We start from the raw sequence: 15,062 nt of genomic DNA, 5'->3' as shown, positions 1-15,062 counted from the left end.
ACGTGACTGTGGTGAGCGCCGAGCGCGTGCGCACGCAGATCGACGGGCTCGCGGCCGCGGGCCTCGACTGGCCGACGTTCGGGGCGGCGGCGATCGAGGTCCTCCGCACGGCGCTGCCGTTCTCCGCGGCGTGCCTCGCGACCGTCGACCCGGCGACCGAGCTCGTCACCGCGACGGTGAAGTGGGGCGACGTCGACGACGAGCACGACCTCGAGTGGTCGTACTACGAGTACGAGGTCGACGACGTCTACGACTTCCGCGCCGTGTCCCGGCGGCCGGGCGCGGTGGCCGCGCTCGCCGACGAGACCGGCGGCGACCCGGCCCGCTCGCGGCGCTACGCCGAGATGTTCGCGCCGATCTGGGACTACTCCGACGAGCTGCGCGCCGGGCTCGCCGCCGACGGCGCGACGTGGGGCGGGCTCGCGCTGTTCCACCAGGGTGGGCGCACCTTCACCCTCGCCGAGCAGGAGTTCATGAGCTCCGTGGCGCCCGGGTTCGCCCGCGGGCTCCGCAGCGGGCTCGTGGTGGGCGCGGTCGACCTCACCGCCGCCGACGACTCCGGGGGCCCGGCGGTGCTCGTGGTCGGCGCGGACGACGAGGTGGTGCAGGCCAACGTGGGCGCGGAGGCCCGCATCGCCGACCTCGGCGGCGGCCCGCTCGGCGACTCCCCGCTGCCGCAGGTGGTGTGCGCGATCGTCGGCGCGGCCCGGCGCCGCGCCTCCGACCCCACCGCCGCCGTGCCCCGGGCCCGGCTGCGCTCACGGTCGGGGCGCTGGCTCGTCGCGCACGCGTCGCCGCTGCTGAGCCGGGGCGGCGCGGGCACCGACGTCGTCGTCACCCTCGAGGACGCCCGCCCGCCCGAGGTGATCCCGCTGATCGTGGCGTCCTACGGGCTGACCGGCCGCGAGCGCGACGTCGTCGCCCTGGTCCTGGCCGGCGTCGACACCGCCGACGTCGCCGCGCGCCTGCACCTGTCGGCGTACACCGTGCAGGACCACCTCAAGAAGATCTTCACGAAGGTCGGCGTGCGCAGCCGCCGCGAGCTCATCGCGCGGGTCTACAACGACCACTACGTCCCGCACCTCGTCGAGGGTGGCGCCCTGGCCCCGTCCGGGTGGTTCGCCGGCTGACCTTCGTGCGTACTTTCCGGGCCCATAGCCCCGGAAAGTGCTCACGACGGAGCGGGCACACTGGCGCCACGTGAACGGGCTCTTCGTGGCGACGCCGTCGCCCGCGCTGGTCGAGATGGTCGGCGCCGCCGGGTACGACGTGGCGATCCTCGACGCCGAGCACGCGCTGGTCTCCCCGGACACGCTCCAGGAGATGATCCGCGCCGCCGAGGTGGCCGGCGTCGCGCCGTGGGTGCGGGTGCCCGAGCACGACCCCGGTTTCGTGCTCCGCGTGCTCGACGCTGGCGCGACCGGCATCGTGATCCCGCACGTGCGCCGCCGCGCGGACGTCGAGGCCGTCGTCCGGGCCGCGCGCTACGCCCCCGAGGGCCTGCGGTCGCTGAACTCGGGGCGCATGGTCGGCTACGGGCGCGTCGACCTGGCGACGCACGTGGCCCGCGCGAACGAGGGCGTCACGATCGTCGCCATGATCGAGGACGCCGAGGCGCTCGAGGTCATCGACGAGATCGTCACGACGCCCGGGCTGGACATGGTGCTCGAGGGCGCCGCCGACCTGTCCCAGTCGCTCGGGGTCCCGTGGCGGACGCGGCACCCGTCCGTGCGTCGAGCGGTCGACACCGTGCACGCCGCGTGCGTGCGCGCCGGCACCCGGTTCTGCGCCATCCCCCGGGTCCCCGCCGACCGCGCCCGCTGGCAGGCCCGGGGCGTCACGGACCTCGTACTCGGCGAGGAACGCTCCCTGGCCGTGCGCGCCTTCCGGTCCCACGTGAGCGATGTTCACGGCTATCGCCGTGAACTTCGCTCACATACCGAGGTGATCGCCGCGGCCGAGAAGCCCGTCTGCCTGTTCTCCTACGACCTCCGCGCCTTGCGGGAGCACGTCCAGGGGGTCGTCGACGCCCTGCCCGACCGGTGCCGCATGTTCTACGCGATCAAGGCGAACTCCGACGAGCGGATCGTCGCCGCGCTCGACGGGATCGTCGCCGGGTTCGAGGTCGCGTCCGGGGGCGAGCTGCGGGTCGTCGGCGACGCCGCCCCGGACGCGTCCGTGCTGATGGGCGGCCCGGTGCCGACCGACGCCGAGTTCGCCGAGGGCGTCGCGGCCGGCGTCACCCGGTTCCACGTCGAGAGCGTGCTCGGGCTGCACCGGCTCGCCGACGCCGCGACCGCCGCCGGGACGACCGCCGACGTGCTCCTGCGCGTCAACCTCGCGGGCCCGTTCCCGGACGCGACGATCGCGATGGCGGGGCGCCCCACCCAGTTCGGGATCGACGAGGCCGATCTGCCCGCCGCCGTCGCGGCCGCCACGGACCTCCCCGGCATCCGCCTCGCCGGCTTCCACCTGCACTCGCTGTCGAACAACCTCGACCCCGCCACCCACCTCGCGATGCTCGGCCACTACCGCGACGCCGTCCTGGCGTGGGAGGACCGGTTCGGGGTGCGCGCGGAGGTCGTCAATGTCGGCGGCGGCATCGGCGTCGACTACGCCGCCCTCGACCGGCCCTTCGACTGGCCCGCGTTCTGCCGCGGCCTGACCGAGCTCCTCGCCACCTTCCCCGCCCACTGGCGCGAGATCGACTTCGAGTGCGGGCGCTTCCTCGTCGCCCACTGCGGGATCTACGCGGCCGAGGTCCTCGACGTGAAGCACACCCACGGGCAGGCGTACGCCCTCGTGCGCGGCGGCAACCACCACTTCCGCCTGCCCTCGTCGTGGGCGCACAGCCACCCCTTCCACGTCGTGCCCGTCGACGCGTGGCCGGCCGGGCGCCCGCGCCCGGAGGTCGCCGGCGAGGACGTGACCGTGTGCGGGGAGCTCTGCACGCCCAAGGACACGCTCGCCCGGGCGCCCGTCGAGCGGCTGCGGGCCGGCGACGTCGTCGTCTTCGAGGCGGCGGGCGCCTACGGCTGGGACATCTCCCACCACGACTTCCTGCGCCACCCGCACCCGGAGCGCGTGTTCCTCGGCCCCTGACCGGCCCCTAGCTCCCCTGGCGCTGGCCGTCGATCTTCCAGATGCCGTCGACGTCCACGAGCCGGAACACGGTGCGCTCGTCGACCTCGCGGCCGTCGGCGTAGCGGTAGGTCACCGTCGCGTCAACCTCCTCGCCGCCCGCGGGCGACACCCCGCGCACGGTGACCTGCGCGATCGTGCTCCAGAAGCCCCGGTAGCCGTCGAACCCGCCCGCGGTGCCCTGCTGGAACGACGGCGTGAGCCGCTGCCACCCCTCGTCGAGCCGGTCCGGGATGAGCGCGTAGTAGTCGATCACGGCCTGCTGGCGGGCCTGGTCCTCGGCGCTGCCGGCGAGGGCCGACGATCCGCCCGACCCCGCCCCCGGCGCCGCGGTGCTGCCCGTGCTGTCCGTGCTGTCCGTGCTGTCGGCGCTGCCCCCGCCCGCGCCGCCCGGCACCGACGCCCCCGGCCGCCCGGCGATGCCGCCCGACAGCGCGACGACCACGACCGCCGCGACCACGACCGCCGCCAGCGCCCCGACGACCCACGGCCAGCGACGCCGCCGGGCATCGCCGCCGGGTTCCGGCTCCGGCTCGGGCTCCGGGTCGGGCACCGGCTCGGGCACCATCGGCCCGGGCACCGGCGATGTCGTGGCCGGTCGCGTGTCGGGTGGTGCCGGCGAGGCCACGGCCATCGGCGGAGGGGCGGCGGCCGGGACCGTCGTGGGCGTGGGTGCCGGCCGCGCGAGCACCGGCGTCACCGGCCCTTCCTCGGTGACGGCCTCCGCCGACAGGAGGCGGGCGAGGTCGTCGCGGACCCGCCCCATCGGCGGACGGCCCTCGGGCTCGGGACGCAGCAGCGCCTCGACGAGCGCGGTGATCGCGCCGCGGCGCACCGGCGGCGCGTACTCCCCGGACGCGACGCGGTGCAGCACGGCCAGCGGGTTGTCGCCGGTGCCGAACGGCGGGGCGCCCTCGAGCGCCGTGTAGAGCGTGGAGCCGAGCGAGTAGACGTCGGAGCGGAAGTCGGCGGCGCCGCCGCGGGCGACCTCGGGGGCGAGGTAGGCCGGGGTGCCGGCCATCATCCCGGTCGAGGTGAGGGTGACGTCGTCGACGGCGCGGGCGATGCCGAAGTCGGTGACCTTGACCAGCCCGTCGTCGGCGAGCAGGACGTTGCCGGGCTTGACGTCGCGGTGCACGATCCCGGCCTCGTGGGCGGCGGCGAGCGCATCGGCGACCTGGCGACCGAGGCGGGCGACGCGGTCGGGCACCAGCGGCCCGTGGGCGGCGAGGACCTCGGCCAGGCTGCGCGAGGCGAGGTACTCCATGACGAGCCAGGGCCCGCCCTCGTGCTCGACGACGTCGTACACCGCGATCGCGTGCGGATGGTGCAGCCGCGCGATCATCCGGCCCTCGCGGAAGACCCGCCGGTGCGCGCGGTCCCGGGCCTCCTCGTCGGCCCCGGCCGGCAACGACACCTGCTTGAGCGCGACCTCCCGCCGCAGCCGCTCGTCCTCGGCCCGCCACACGACGCCCATCGCGCCCTGCCCGACGCGCGCCCGGACGCGGTAGCGCTCGGCGATCAGCTCGCCCTCGTCCGCCACGCGCCACCCCTCGTCTCGTCCCGATCGGTGCCGGGAGTCTGCCCGAGACGGGCGACGATCATGTGGGTGAGTCGGGGCGGCCTGCTCAGCGCACCGGGAGCGTGAAGCCCCCGGTCATGAGCTCGTAGCTCATCTCGTGCACGTCCTGGGTGGTGACGAGGTCGATGCCCCGGCGCGCGGCCTCGGCGCGGGCGGCGCCGAACGTCGCGTCGGAGTCCTCGTGCGACCGGCCGCGCGTCCAGTAGCGGATCGCGTGGCAGTGGCTGCGGGCGAGCCCGCGGTCGAGGCGCAGGTGCTCGCGGATCGCCTTCACCGCGTGCCCCTCCCCCGCCACCCAGGCGGCGACGCCGGCCGTGACGGCGCAGCCGCGCACGGCGTCGGTGAGGGTGCCGCCGAGCGCGCGGTGGGCCCACTGGACGGGCCGGGCGAGCGGCTGCTCGTCGTCGGGGTCGGCGATCTCGACGACCGTGTGCACGTCCATCTCCGCGGGCAGCGCCTCGTGCAGCGCCGCGATCGCCGGCAGGGCGGTCTCGTCGCCGGCGAGCAGGATCGCCCGCGCGCCGGCGGGCGGGGTCCAGCCGCCGCCGGGGCCGACGACGCCGACCGGGTCGCCGGCGCGGGCGGCGCACGCCCAGCGGCCGGCGGCGGAGTCGCCGTGCAGGGCGACGTCGATGGCCATCTCGCCACGCGTGGGGTCGAGGGATCGCACCGTCATGCTGCGCGCGTAGGGCCGGGGCAGGTCGGTGGGCCAGCTCAGCCCCGACGGCCCCGCGACGGGAAGGGTGACCTCCTGCCCGGGGTCGCCGAAGAGCAGGCGCACGTGCGCGGCCGGCGCAACGACACCGACCGAACGCAGCGCCTCACCCCGGAGGGTGACCCGCCGCATCCGCGGGGTGACCTGCGACGACCCGGCGACGCGCAGGTCCGGCAGGACCGCCATCCTCGCCATGTGATCGCCTCCCGATCGCCCGAATGCGAGGAAGGCTAGCCTCACTTACCTGGATCGAGCCACCCCGGGACTCGTCCGGGGCGCCGAACGGGAGGCACGCCACGCCGACAGGCCGACGGCGCCGGGAGACACACCCGAACCGGGCACGTGATCCAGGCGCCTTCTCTGACGCCCAGTGTCAGCGTGGCCGCCACGCTGGAACACCCCGAGTCGGCGTGTCGCGCAGTCGAGCGTGTGGCGATCCTGGCTTCACCTGCCAGCGACGCCGCATCGCTGGTGGACCGGCGAGCCGCCTACAGCCCGAAGACCTTGCGGGCGGTCTCGCCGAGGATGTTGCGCTTCGCGTGGTCGTCGAGGAACGGCAGCGAGGCGATGCGGCCGGGGACGTCGAAGTCCCAGTGCGGCCAGTCCGACGAGTACATCAGCGAGTTCGGGGCGTCGATCGCGCGCAGGGTCGCCTCGAGCAGCGCGTCGTCGGTCCACTCCATCGGCTGCGACGTGTAGTACATCTCGCGCATGTAGTGCGACGGCGGCTTCGTCAGTAGCGGCGCGTCGGACTGGCGCATGTAGTACTCGTGGTCGAGCCGCTGCATCATGAACGGCACCCACGCGAGCCCGCTCTCGATCCAGATGGTCTTGAGACCGGGGAACCGCTCCGGGATCCCGTTGATGACCCAGTTGGTCATGTGGGTCATGTTGCAGGTCACGAAGCTCATTGCGTGCGCCGAGAGGAACCGGTTCATCGTCGACGTCATCGAGTCGGCCTGGTTCGGGCCCGCGTGGAAGCCGATCGGCAGCCCGCGCTCCTCGAGCATCCGGTAGAGCGGCATGTAGGCGTTGCGGTGCACGCCCGCGTGGCGCTGGCTGGTAACGAGGAAGCCGATGACGCCGGGGTGGTCGGCGAACTCCTCGACGGTCGCGAGGCAGGCGTCGGGGTCCTCGAACGGCAGGCCGAGCATCGTCTTCACCCGCGGCTCGCGCGGGAGGATCTGGCTGGTGAACCAGCGGTTGTAGGCCTGCAGCAGCGCGCTCGCGACCTGGGGCTGCGGGTGCAGGCCCGTCTCGAGCATCGGCTGGGGGAACACGACCTGCACGTCGATGCTCATCGCGTCCATCGCGCGCCGCACCAGCGTCACGTCGCGCTCGGCGCCGGACGCGGCGCCCGGGGTCTCCTCGGCCAGCGACGCCTGGTGGGGGATGCGTCCGGAGACGTCCTGCATCGTCAGCCCGGGCGGGTGGTTGTGCAGTGCCAGGTGCGAGGCCTGCGGCCAGTTGCGCATCATCTGGTGCGCGGTGTCCTTGAGCACCGGCGAGTCCAGGAACTCGAGGATCTCCGGCCACGAGTCGAGCTCCACGTGGTGGGAGTCGACGTCGACGATGAAGTACTCGTCGAGCCCGTAGCGCTCGGTGTCCCGCGCGGCGTTGGCGAGGATCTCCCGGCTGTCGGTGTGGGTGGTGATCTCCTGCGTGGGCAGGCGACGCACGCCGTCGTCGATGGTCATGAACTGCTCCTCGAGAACCACAGGGCGAGGTCGAAGGGGTTGAGGTCGTGCGCCTTGAGCGCGGCGGTGGCGAGGACGACGGACTCGGTGGGGGTCACGTCCGTCCCGCGCACCGGCTGCGCGTCCTCCTCGGCGGCCACGGCGTAGAGACGCGCCGCGACCGACACCAGCCGGCGGGCGACGTCGGGGTCGAGCTCCGCGATCGCGCCGTCGCCGAGGCCCGCGTCGACCTCGGTGGTCAGCTCGTCGACCAGCGCGGCGATGCGGTCAGACCGTGACACGGATCCGCCCGCCCTCCTCGTCGACCGACACCGCGCGCAGCGCGTAGTCCGGCCGGCCCGGGTGGCGCCCGGTGGTGACGTCGTACTCGAAGCCGTGCCAGGGGCAGACGATGTGCATCTCGTCGTCGTCGAAGGCCAGGCCCAGGCTGCGCTTCTCGGCGTCGAGGCGCTCCCGCACCCGCGAGACGATGCGGCCCTGGCACGCGGGCCCGCCCTGGTGCGCGCAGACGTTCTCGTAGGAGTAGAGGCGCCCGCGGAAGCGGAAGACGCCGACGGTGACGGCGTCGGTCCCCTCCCCGAGGGTGACGACGAGGCGGCCGCGCTCGGCGACCTCGTCGCTCCCGCCGACGTCGTAGGTGCGGGCCGGCGGCGCCGACCCGTCGAGCGTGGTGGTCATGCCGACCACCGTGCGCCAGGCCACAACCCTTGTAAAGTTCAGGTATGTGGGCTGATACATGAGCAATCCTGCGTATTCGCTGCGACAGCTCGCCTACTTCGTCGCGGTGGCCGAGGCGGGGACGCTCGCGGGGGCGTCGGCGACCCTGCACGTCTCGGCGTCCGCGCTCTCGCTGGCCCTCGACGAGCTGGAGCGCTCGCTCGGCGCGCAGCTCACCGTGCGCCGCCGCGCCCACGGCATCCGCCTGACCCCCGCCGGGCAGGAGACGCTGCGCCGCGCCCGGCGGCTGCTGCGCGAGGCCGGCGAGCTCGCCGACGCCGCGGCCGGCGACCCCGGCGAGGTCGCCGGCACCGTGCGCGTCGGCTGCTACACGACGCTCGCGCCCGGTCTGCTCCCCGCGGCGATCGGGCGCTTCACCGCGCACCACCCCCGGGCGCGCGTCGAGTTCGTCGAGGGCTCGCAGGACCTCCTGGCCCGCGGCCTGCTCGAGGGCGAGCTCGACGTCGCCGTGCTCTACGACCACCGCCTCGACCCCGCGCTCGAGCTCACCGCCGTCTCGGCGAACACGCCCCACCTCGTGCTCCCCCGCGGGCACCGCCTCTTGCGCGGGACGGCGCCCGTCGCGCTCGCCGACCTCGTCGACGAACCGATGGTGCTGCTCGACCTCCCGCCCAGCTCCGAGCACGCGCTCGGCGTCTGCCTGGCCGCCGGGCTCTCGCCCCGCGTGCGCTACCGGACCGCCAACGCCGAGACCGCGCGGGCGCTCGTCGGGCAGGGACTGGGTTTCACCGTGCTCGCCCAGGCCGACCCGGAGGCGGGACGGCGCGAGGGGGTCGTCGCGGTGGCGATCGCCGAGGAACCCGCGCCGCTGCCGATCGTGCTGGCGTGGTCGGGGCAGGTGGCGCCGACGGCGACGGCACGGGCGTTCGCGGCGGCGGTGCGCTGCGCGCCCGCGCCCTGATCGCCAGGATGGACGAGGAGCACAGCGACGGCGGGGAGGTCCACCGGTGGACGATCTGCGGGACGACGGCTACATCGCCGCGCACCTGCGCGACGACCTCGACGACGAGCCGCCGCCCTGGCCGCCGCACGAGATCGTCCCGGGGATCTGGCAGTCCGGGAGCCCGGAGCCCGGCGAGCACTGGGACGCCGTGTTCGACCTGCACGGCGGCGCCCCGCCGCTCGAGGACGTCGAGTTCTACCTGCACTGGCTCATCGAGGACGGCCCGGCGCCGGACTTCACGACGCTGCGCGGGCTCGCCGACCTCGTCGACGACATGCGCCGTGCCGGCAAGCGCGTCCTGATCCACTGCGCCGCCGGCATCAACCGCTCGGGCCTGCTGTCGGCGGCGTCGCTGATCCGCGGCGGGCACGACCCCGACGACGCCATCGCCCTCGTGCGCCAGGCGCGCACGGGCGCGCTCAACAATCCGAACTTCGTCGAGATGCTCCACGACCCGCGATGGCGGCCTCGCTCGGAGTGAGCGCGGACAGCGCGGTGAGCTCGTCGAACAGCACCTGCAGCTCGCCGACGTCGGTCGGGCCCAGGCGCTGCTGACGCCCGATGAGCACCGCCAGGGCGAGGTCGGCGAGACGGCCGGCGCGGGCGTCGCCGACCCCGGCGGCGACGAGGGCGTCGGCGACCACCTGGCGGCGCTGCTCGTCGACCCGCTGCTGGACCACGGCCACCCGCGGGTCGCCGTGCGCCCACGAGCGGATCGCCGTCTCGGCCTCGTGCGGGAACGTCAGCGCCAGGTGCTTGAGCACGTCGAGGCGGCCCTCGGGGTCGGGCTCGCGGTCGGCGATCTCGGCGAGGCGGCGGGTGTCGACGGTCTCCCAGTGCTCGAGCAGCGCGTCGACGAAGCCGTCCCAGCCGCCGAAGTGGTGGTAGAACGACCCGCTCGTCACCCCGACGGCCCGGCACAGCGTGGCCAGGCGCAGCCCGGAGCGGCCCTGGTGCGCCAGCAGGGTCATCGCGGCGTCGAAGAAGCCGTCGCGGTTGGTCACCGTCACGTCGCCACCCCCTCGCCGGGAACGTAGCAGCTCCTATGTTCCCGGCGAGGGCGGAACGACGCGGCGGATCAGACGGTCGTGCGCTTCGGCAGGTCGATGCCGTCGGTGTAGTGCTCCGCGGCCGCACGCAGCCACAGCGCCCGGCGCTCCTCGGCGTCGGGCTCCGGGAAGCGCTCGCAGACCCGCGACCGCCCCGGCGACACCTGCTCGCACGGCCCCCAGACCTCGGCGTACTCGTAGGACCCGGCCTGGGTCAGGGCCCGGGCGAGCACCACCGCGTCGTCGTGGTTCTGGCTCCACCCGAGGCTGTGCCAGCCCTCGGCGTCGGGCCGGTGGCCGGGCGGGTCGGCCCAGCCCCGCACCTCCCAGTCCAGCTCCGCGTGCTCGTGACGACGACGGTCGGACAACGGACGCTCGCTCACGGCGATCACGCTCCTCGCGCTGCTCGGCGACGGAGGCGGCCCGGGCGCCCGGAGGATGCGGGCGAGCGGGTCGTCAGTGCCCGGCATACACCTGTCGTTCACCTCGGTCGAGCAGACGAACGGGTCGGAACCGGTCGCCGCGGGAGGGCGGGGCACGGACCGCGGACGATCGTGACCGGACCGTGACCTCACGAGGGCGCGAAGACGAACGAACGGCGCTCTCGCTGCTTCGGATGCAGCGAGAGCGCCGTTCGTTCGGAAACCAAGGGACCCTGCGACGTCTCAGGCGTTCGCCAGCGGCTGCGCCGCGTCGGTCAGCAGCGGCTTGACGCGCTCGCCGAACTTGGTCACGCCGTCGACGAAGTCCGGCCACGTGAGCAGCGCGCCGTCGATGCCCGTGGTCACGGCGATCTCGTCGAACTGCGCCGCCACGCGCTCGTACGATCCCTTGATCACCGGCAGCGACAGGAACGCCATGTTCCCCTCCGCCGCGGGCCGCTCGAGCGACGCGAGCAGCTGCGCCGAGGTGCCGTCGGGGTTGGTGTCGAGCGAGGCGCCGGTGGTCATGTAGCTGATCGCGTCGAGGTCGGCGTTCGCGACGATGTGGTCGCAGAGGCGGTCGGCCTCCTCGTCGGTCTCCTCGGCGATCACGCAGTAGAGCGCGAACGTGCCGACGTCGCGGCCCTCCCCCGCGCCGAGGTCCTTCACCCCGGACGCGATCGACCCGACCTTCGAGCGCTCGGCCATGATGAAGTTCCGGTCGCCGTAGCGGGCGGTGAACGCCTGCCCCGCCGGCGACTGCCCCGCGCACACCACCGTCGGGCGGTGCACCGGCTTCGGGCGCATGTCGGCGTCGTCGAAGTCGAAGAACTCGCCGTGGAACGTCGTCGGCCCCTCGCTCCACAGCGCGCGCAGCACGTCGACGTACTCGGCGGCGTACTCGTAGCGCCGGTTGAAGTAGTCGTCGCCCGGCCACAGGCCCATCTGCGTGTACTCGGGCTTGTTCCAGCCGGTGACGATGTTGAGCCCGCAGCGTCCGCCGGACATCTCGTCGAGGGTCGCGACCATGCGCGCGGCCATGATCGGGTGCGTGGCGAGCGTCGTCACCGACGGGTAGAGCCCGATCTTCTCGGTGACCGCGGCGAGCCCGCCGAACAGCGTGAACGACTCGAGACACTCGCCCCAGAAGTCGCTGGGCCCGCCCGAGCCGCGGTGCTTCATCATCGAGAGCAGGAAGTCCAGGCCCTGCTTCTCCGACTCCTGCGCGATCGCGACGTTGTGCGCGAAGCTCGGCCGGTACTGCGGGCTGCCGGTCGACAGGATGTAGCCGTTGGTGGCGTTGGGGATGAAGACGCCGTACTGCATCAGGTTCCTCCGATGTGGGTCAGTGCGTCGGCCAGGTCGACGACGTCGGCGTACTTGGCGTCGAGATCGGCGAGGTTCTGGTCGTGCAGCGCCGCGCTGCGGTCGGCGCAGGCGTCGCGGACGACGATCGGGCGGAAGCCGTGCGCGGACGCGTCGGTGGCGGTGGCCCGCACGCAGCCCGACGTCGACACCCCCGCGACGACGACGGTGTCGACGCCCCGGGCGCGCAGGGTGGCCGCGAGCGACGTCCCGGCGAACGACGACGCGTGCTGCTTGGCGACGACCACCTCGCCCGCGCTCGGCGCCAGCGCCAGCTCGCCCCACCCGCCGGGCGCTCCGTCGGCGAAGCACGCCAGCGAGGGCACCTTCGACGCGAAGAAGCCGGCGTCGCTCATGTCCGCGGCGAAGCGCACGACCGTCCAGAGCACCGGGACGCCGGCGGACCGCGCGGCGTCGACGAGGTCGGCACCGGCGCCGACCACGGTCGGCGCATCGAGGAAGAACGGACCGCCGGGCTCGGTGTAGGCGCGGACGAGGTCGACGACGACCACCGCGGGCCGCTCGCCCCATCCCACGCGCCCGGCGAACGGGGCGCCGTGCGGGTTGCTCATCGCTGCTCCACCATCACCGCGCGCGCGTTGCCGAGGTGGCAGCGCATCACCGCGCCCGCCCAGTCGCCGTCGCCCGCGCGCAGGGCCGCGACGATCTCGGTGTGGTGGGCGAGGCTGCGCGCCAGCGAGTCCGGGTCGTAGGTGCGGAACGTGCGGGTCACGACGGGCGTGTGCACGACGTTCGCCAGCGCCGCCGCGAGCGCGGGCGCGTGGGCCAGCGCGAGCAGGCGGGCGTGGAAGTCGCGGTTGAGGCCGACGAGCGCGTCGAGGTCCTGGTCCGGGCCCGGGGCGCCGAGCTCCTGCATCCGGCGGGCGAGGGCGTCGAGCGCCGCGAGGTCGGCCGCGGTGACGTGCGCGGCGGCGCGGGCGGTGGCCTGCGGCTCGAGGGCGAGGCGCACGTCGAAGATGCCGTCGAGGTCCTCGCGGGAGAACCGCGTGACACGCGCGCCGCGGTGGGCCTCGAGCTCGACGAGCCCCTCGGCGGCGAGCCGGGTCAGCGCCTCGCGCACGGGAGTGCGCGAGAGGCCGAGGCGCTCCGCGATCTCGACCTCGCCGAGGTGCGCGCCGGCCGGGAGGTCGCCGTCGAGGATGGCCTCACGCAGGTCGGCGAGGGCGCGCTCGGAGGCGCGGCCCGCCCGACGTTCCGTGCTCGTCATCCCTGGCTCCGTTCGATGTTGTACGCAACGTAGGGTGCGTCGCCGGCGCCGACAAGGCACGATCGGCCACAGCCGTCCGCCGTTGTGCACAAGGAGCCGTGCCGTGGGAGATCTGCTGAGCCGTCCGGCCAACCGCCGCGTCCGCCTGCGCGAGCTGCTCGACGCCGGGCGCCCGGTGCTCGCGCCCGGCGCGTTCGACGCCCACTCGGCGCGGCTCGTGGAGCAGGCCGGGTTCGACGTCGCGTACATGACGGGCTTCGGCACCACCGCCTCGCTGCTCGGTAGGCCGGACGTCGGGCTGCTCGGGCAGGCCGAGATGGTCGACAACGCGCGCCGGATGGCCGCCGCGATCGACGTCCCGCTGATCGCCGACGCGGACACCGGCTACGGCAACCCCATCAACGTGATCCGCACCGTCCGCGAGTACGAGCAGGCCGGCATCGCCGGGCTGCACATCGAGGACCAGGTCATGCCCAAGCGCTGCGGGCACCTCGCGGGCAAGGTCGTCGTCCCGGTCGAGGACATGGAGGCCAAGGTCCGCGCGGCCGTGCAGGCGCGCACCGACCCGGACATGGTGATCATCGCCCGCACCGACGTCGCCGCGGTCGAGGGTCTCGACGCCGCGATCGAGCGCGCGAAGCGGTTCGCCGACGCCGGCGCCGACATCCTCTTCGTCGAGGCGCCGACCTCCGAGGAGGCCATCGAGACGGTCGCGACGGCACTCAAGGGGCACCGCCTGCTGTTCAACTGGGCCGAGGGCGGGCGCACGCCGCCGCTGTCCTACGACCGCCTCTCCGAGCTCGGGTTCTCCCTCGTGCTCTTCCCGGTCTCGACGCTGCTCGCCGCCGACACCGCCATGCGCGCCGTGCTCGCCCGCCTGCGCGCCGACGGCACCCCGGCCGCGGTGCTCGACGAGATCGGCGGGCTCGACGCCTTCGCCGCCCGCGAGGGTCTCGACGAGATCCGCGACCTGGAGCAGCGCTTCACGAGCTGAGCGGGGGTGGGGCGTGGAGCGAGGGACGCCCCCACTGCGTTGGACGCATCGAAGGAGTCCCTCGCTCTCCCACGGGCGCGCCGGCTCAGCCCGCCGCCGCACCCCCGTCGCGGCGCCAGGAGTCGCCGTCGAGGTGGTCGATGTCGAGGTCCGCGGCCGCCTGGAGCGCTTCGGGCGAGCGGGCGACCAGCAGCGCCATCCAGAGCGGGTAGTGCTCCTGCTGGCGCAGGGACACCTCGTGCTGGCCGGCGATGAGCATCCCGGGCTTGGGCAGGCGGCACCAGCAGCGGGCGTGGTCGGGCATGGTCGCGTCGGGGTGGTGCGGGCAGTGCACGACGTGGTCGAGCAGGTTCGCGACGCGCTCGCGCACCGTCCAGAGCGTGCGGACCGCGGTCTGCTCGTCGGTCTCCCCCAGCGCGACGCCGCCCTGCTGGCTGAAGCCGATCACCCGCCCGCCGGCGCCCTTCCAGAGCCGCAGGCGCTCGACGGCGTCCGGGAAGACCTCGATGTCGAACGGGCCCCTCCACGGCCGGCCGAGGTCCTCGGGCGTCCGGCGGAGCACACCCTCGATCTCGACGAAGAGCATCGGCACCGCGGGCCGCGACGGCAGCGTCATGACCCGGCGATGCTAGTCCGCAGCCGGTCCATCGTGGAGATTTCCGACGACTGGGACGCGACGGTCACCTGCGCGAACCGGCGCAGCGTGTCGTCGGTGCCGGCGGCGAGGTAGTCGTTCGCCATCGTCACGGCGCCCTCGTGGTGGCGGATCATCGTGTCCAGCCACAGCCGCTCGAACGCCGGTCCGCGCAGGGTCGAGAGCGTCTGCAGCGTGCCGGGGTCGGCCATGCCCGGCATGTGGTGGTGCTCCATCGGCCCGGCCGGCAGCCCCCGCGAGAGGGCCAGCCCCTGCATCTGCCCGATCTCCTCGACCTGCGCGCGGTCGATGCGCAGTGCGACCGCCTCGAGGCCCGGCGAGGCGCCGCGCCCGCCGATCATCGCCGTGAGCTCCAGGGCCTGCTCGTGGTGCGGGACCATCGCCGCCACGAACCCGGCGTCCGGGTTCGCGACGGGGGCGTCCGCGCACCCCGCCAGGACGGCGGCCAGCAGCACGGCGGCGAGCACACGGAGCATCGCCACCGATCCTCCCGCACGTGCGTGATCTTCTGAGCGATAGCTCAGAAGATCACG

General features: G+C 74.2%; 17 protein-coding genes. 5 read left to right on the top strand and 12 right to left on the bottom strand.

Features of this window, described 5'->3' with window-relative positions; translation table 11 throughout:
- The first annotated feature begins 2 nt into the window (after nucleotides 1-2).
- Nucleotides 3-1,130, top strand: a complete 1,128-nt coding sequence (locus WCD58_RS31615; RefSeq protein WP_337707117.1) for a response regulator transcription factor — start codon at nucleotides 3-5, stop codon at nucleotides 1,128-1,130.
- 70 nt (nucleotides 1,131-1,200) lie between these two features.
- The gene (locus tag WCD58_RS31610) at nucleotides 1,201-3,102 is read left to right on the top strand and encodes an aldolase/citrate lyase family protein (RefSeq protein WP_337707116.1); all 1,902 of its coding nucleotides are present in this window, start codon (nucleotides 1,201-1,203) and stop codon (nucleotides 3,100-3,102) included.
- A gap of 7 nt (nucleotides 3,103-3,109) precedes the next feature.
- Here the strand turns inward: WCD58_RS31610 and WCD58_RS31605 are convergent, their stop codons facing one another.
- The 5 genes from WCD58_RS31605 to WCD58_RS31585 all read right to left on the bottom strand — a co-directional run bounded on the left by WCD58_RS31605 (nucleotide 3,110) and on the right by WCD58_RS31585 (nucleotide 7,813).
- Entirely contained in the window at nucleotides 3,110-4,684 is a 1,575-nt protein-coding gene (locus WCD58_RS31605) for a serine/threonine-protein kinase (RefSeq protein ID WP_337707115.1), read from the bottom strand.
- A gap of 85 nt (nucleotides 4,685-4,769) precedes the next feature.
- Complete coding sequence (locus WCD58_RS31600; RefSeq protein ID WP_337707114.1) at nucleotides 4,770-5,624, bottom strand: siderophore-interacting protein; 855 nt, start codon at nucleotides 5,622-5,624, stop codon at nucleotides 4,770-4,772.
- 302 nt (nucleotides 5,625-5,926) lie between these two features.
- Entirely contained in the window at nucleotides 5,927-7,135 is a 1,209-nt protein-coding gene (locus WCD58_RS31595; RefSeq protein WP_337707113.1) for an amidohydrolase family protein, read from the bottom strand.
- The gene (locus WCD58_RS31590) at nucleotides 7,132-7,416 is read right to left on the bottom strand and encodes a hypothetical protein (protein WP_337707112.1); all 285 of its coding nucleotides are present in this window, start codon (nucleotides 7,414-7,416) and stop codon (nucleotides 7,132-7,134) included. Before WCD58_RS31590 ends, WCD58_RS31595 begins: the two co-directional genes overlap by 4 nt.
- The gene (locus WCD58_RS31585; RefSeq protein ID WP_337707111.1) at nucleotides 7,403-7,813 is read right to left on the bottom strand and encodes a Rieske (2Fe-2S) protein; all 411 of its coding nucleotides are present in this window, start codon (nucleotides 7,811-7,813) and stop codon (nucleotides 7,403-7,405) included. The genes WCD58_RS31590 and WCD58_RS31585 overlap by 14 nt, the downstream gene beginning before the upstream one ends.
- Before the next feature lie 58 nt (nucleotides 7,814-7,871).
- Here WCD58_RS31585 and WCD58_RS31580 point away from each other — a divergent pair, with 58 nt between their 5' ends.
- Both WCD58_RS31580 and WCD58_RS31575 read left to right on the top strand, forming a co-directional pair.
- Nucleotides 7,872-8,774 carry a LysR family transcriptional regulator gene (locus WCD58_RS31580; RefSeq protein WP_337707110.1) on the top strand — a complete coding sequence of 301 codons (903 nt, stop codon included), beginning with the start codon at nucleotides 7,872-7,874 and terminating at the stop codon, nucleotides 8,772-8,774.
- A 46-nt stretch (nucleotides 8,775-8,820) separates the two neighbouring features.
- Entirely contained in the window at nucleotides 8,821-9,297 is a 477-nt protein-coding gene (locus WCD58_RS31575; protein WP_337707109.1) for a protein-tyrosine phosphatase family protein, read from the top strand.
- Here WCD58_RS31575 and WCD58_RS31570 read toward each other — a convergent pair.
- The 5 genes from WCD58_RS31570 to WCD58_RS31550 all read right to left on the bottom strand — a co-directional run bounded on the left by WCD58_RS31570 (nucleotide 9,236) and on the right by WCD58_RS31550 (nucleotide 12,880).
- On the bottom strand, nucleotides 9,236-9,826 hold the full coding sequence (locus WCD58_RS31570; RefSeq protein ID WP_337707108.1) for a TetR/AcrR family transcriptional regulator: 591 nt from the start codon (nucleotides 9,824-9,826) through the stop codon (nucleotides 9,236-9,238). The two genes, WCD58_RS31575 and WCD58_RS31570, sit on opposite strands and share 62 nt — an antisense overlap.
- Nucleotides 9,827-9,894: 68 nt before the next feature.
- Nucleotides 9,895-10,248 carry a hypothetical protein gene (locus WCD58_RS31565; protein ID WP_337707107.1) on the bottom strand — a complete coding sequence of 118 codons (354 nt, stop codon included), beginning with the start codon at nucleotides 10,246-10,248 and terminating at the stop codon, nucleotides 9,895-9,897.
- 282 nt (nucleotides 10,249-10,530) lie between these two features.
- Entirely contained in the window at nucleotides 10,531-11,613 is a 1,083-nt protein-coding gene (locus tag WCD58_RS31560; protein WP_337707106.1) for an LLM class flavin-dependent oxidoreductase, read from the bottom strand.
- Entirely contained in the window at nucleotides 11,613-12,224 is a 612-nt protein-coding gene (locus WCD58_RS31555; RefSeq protein WP_337707105.1) for an isochorismatase family protein, read from the bottom strand. Before WCD58_RS31555 ends, WCD58_RS31560 begins: the two co-directional genes overlap by 1 nt.
- On the bottom strand, nucleotides 12,221-12,880 hold the full coding sequence (locus WCD58_RS31550; RefSeq protein WP_337707104.1) for a GntR family transcriptional regulator: 660 nt from the start codon (nucleotides 12,878-12,880) through the stop codon (nucleotides 12,221-12,223). Before WCD58_RS31550 ends, WCD58_RS31555 begins: the two co-directional genes overlap by 4 nt.
- Before the next feature lie 103 nt (nucleotides 12,881-12,983).
- Between WCD58_RS31550 and WCD58_RS31545 the strand changes: the two genes are divergently transcribed.
- Nucleotides 12,984-13,874: an isocitrate lyase/PEP mutase family protein gene (locus WCD58_RS31545; RefSeq protein WP_337707103.1), complete on the top strand. Its 891-nt coding sequence runs from the start codon at nucleotides 12,984-12,986 to the stop codon at nucleotides 13,872-13,874.
- 85 nt (nucleotides 13,875-13,959) lie between these two features.
- Here WCD58_RS31545 and WCD58_RS31540 read toward each other — a convergent pair whose 3' ends face one another.
- Together WCD58_RS31540 and WCD58_RS31535 are read right to left on the bottom strand one after the other, a co-directional pair.
- Nucleotides 13,960-14,490 carry an HAD family hydrolase gene (locus tag WCD58_RS31540; RefSeq protein ID WP_337707102.1) on the bottom strand — a complete coding sequence of 177 codons (531 nt, stop codon included), beginning with the start codon at nucleotides 14,488-14,490 and terminating at the stop codon, nucleotides 13,960-13,962.
- The gene (locus WCD58_RS31535; protein WP_337707186.1) at nucleotides 14,487-15,005 is read right to left on the bottom strand and encodes a DUF305 domain-containing protein; all 519 of its coding nucleotides are present in this window, start codon (nucleotides 15,003-15,005) and stop codon (nucleotides 14,487-14,489) included. The genes WCD58_RS31540 and WCD58_RS31535 overlap by 4 nt, the downstream gene beginning before the upstream one ends.
- Nucleotides 15,006-15,062 lie beyond the last annotated feature (57 nt).

Origin of the sequence: Actinomycetospora flava (assembly GCF_037400335.1) — a bacterium.
GTDB lineage: Bacteria > Actinomycetota > Actinomycetes > Mycobacteriales > Pseudonocardiaceae > Actinomycetospora > Actinomycetospora flava.
This window is presented reverse-complemented; position numbering and strand designations above follow the sequence as displayed.

What these genes read in the sequence shown, in the direction of transcription:
- WCD58_RS31600 (WP_337707114.1), bottom strand. Translation starts at nt 5,624, where the DNA reads ATGGCGGTCCTGCCGGACCTGCGCGTCGCCGGGTCGTCGCAGGTCACC.
- WCD58_RS31595 (WP_337707113.1), bottom strand. Translation starts at nt 7,135, where the DNA reads ATGACCATCGACGACGGCGTGCGTCGCCTGCCCACGCAGGAGATCACC.
- WCD58_RS31585 (WP_337707111.1), bottom strand. Translation starts at nt 7,813, where the DNA reads ATGACCACCACGCTCGACGGGTCGGCGCCGCCGGCCCGCACCTACGAC.
- WCD58_RS31580 (WP_337707110.1), top strand. Translation starts at nt 7,872, where the DNA reads ATGAGCAATCCTGCGTATTCGCTGCGACAGCTCGCCTACTTCGTCGCG.
- WCD58_RS31560 (WP_337707106.1), bottom strand. Translation starts at nt 11,613, where the DNA reads ATGCAGTACGGCGTCTTCATCCCCAACGCCACCAACGGCTACATCCTG.
- WCD58_RS31555 (WP_337707105.1), bottom strand. Translation starts at nt 12,224, where the DNA reads ATGAGCAACCCGCACGGCGCCCCGTTCGCCGGGCGCGTGGGATGGGGC.
- WCD58_RS31550 (WP_337707104.1), bottom strand. Translation starts at nt 12,880, where the DNA reads ATGACGAGCACGGAACGTCGGGCGGGCCGCGCCTCCGAGCGCGCCCTC.
- WCD58_RS31540 (WP_337707102.1), bottom strand. Translation starts at nt 14,490, where the DNA reads ATGACGCTGCCGTCGCGGCCCGCGGTGCCGATGCTCTTCGTCGAGATC.
- WCD58_RS31535 (WP_337707186.1), bottom strand. Translation starts at nt 15,005, where the DNA reads ATGCTCCGTGTGCTCGCCGCCGTGCTGCTGGCCGCCGTCCTGGCGGGG.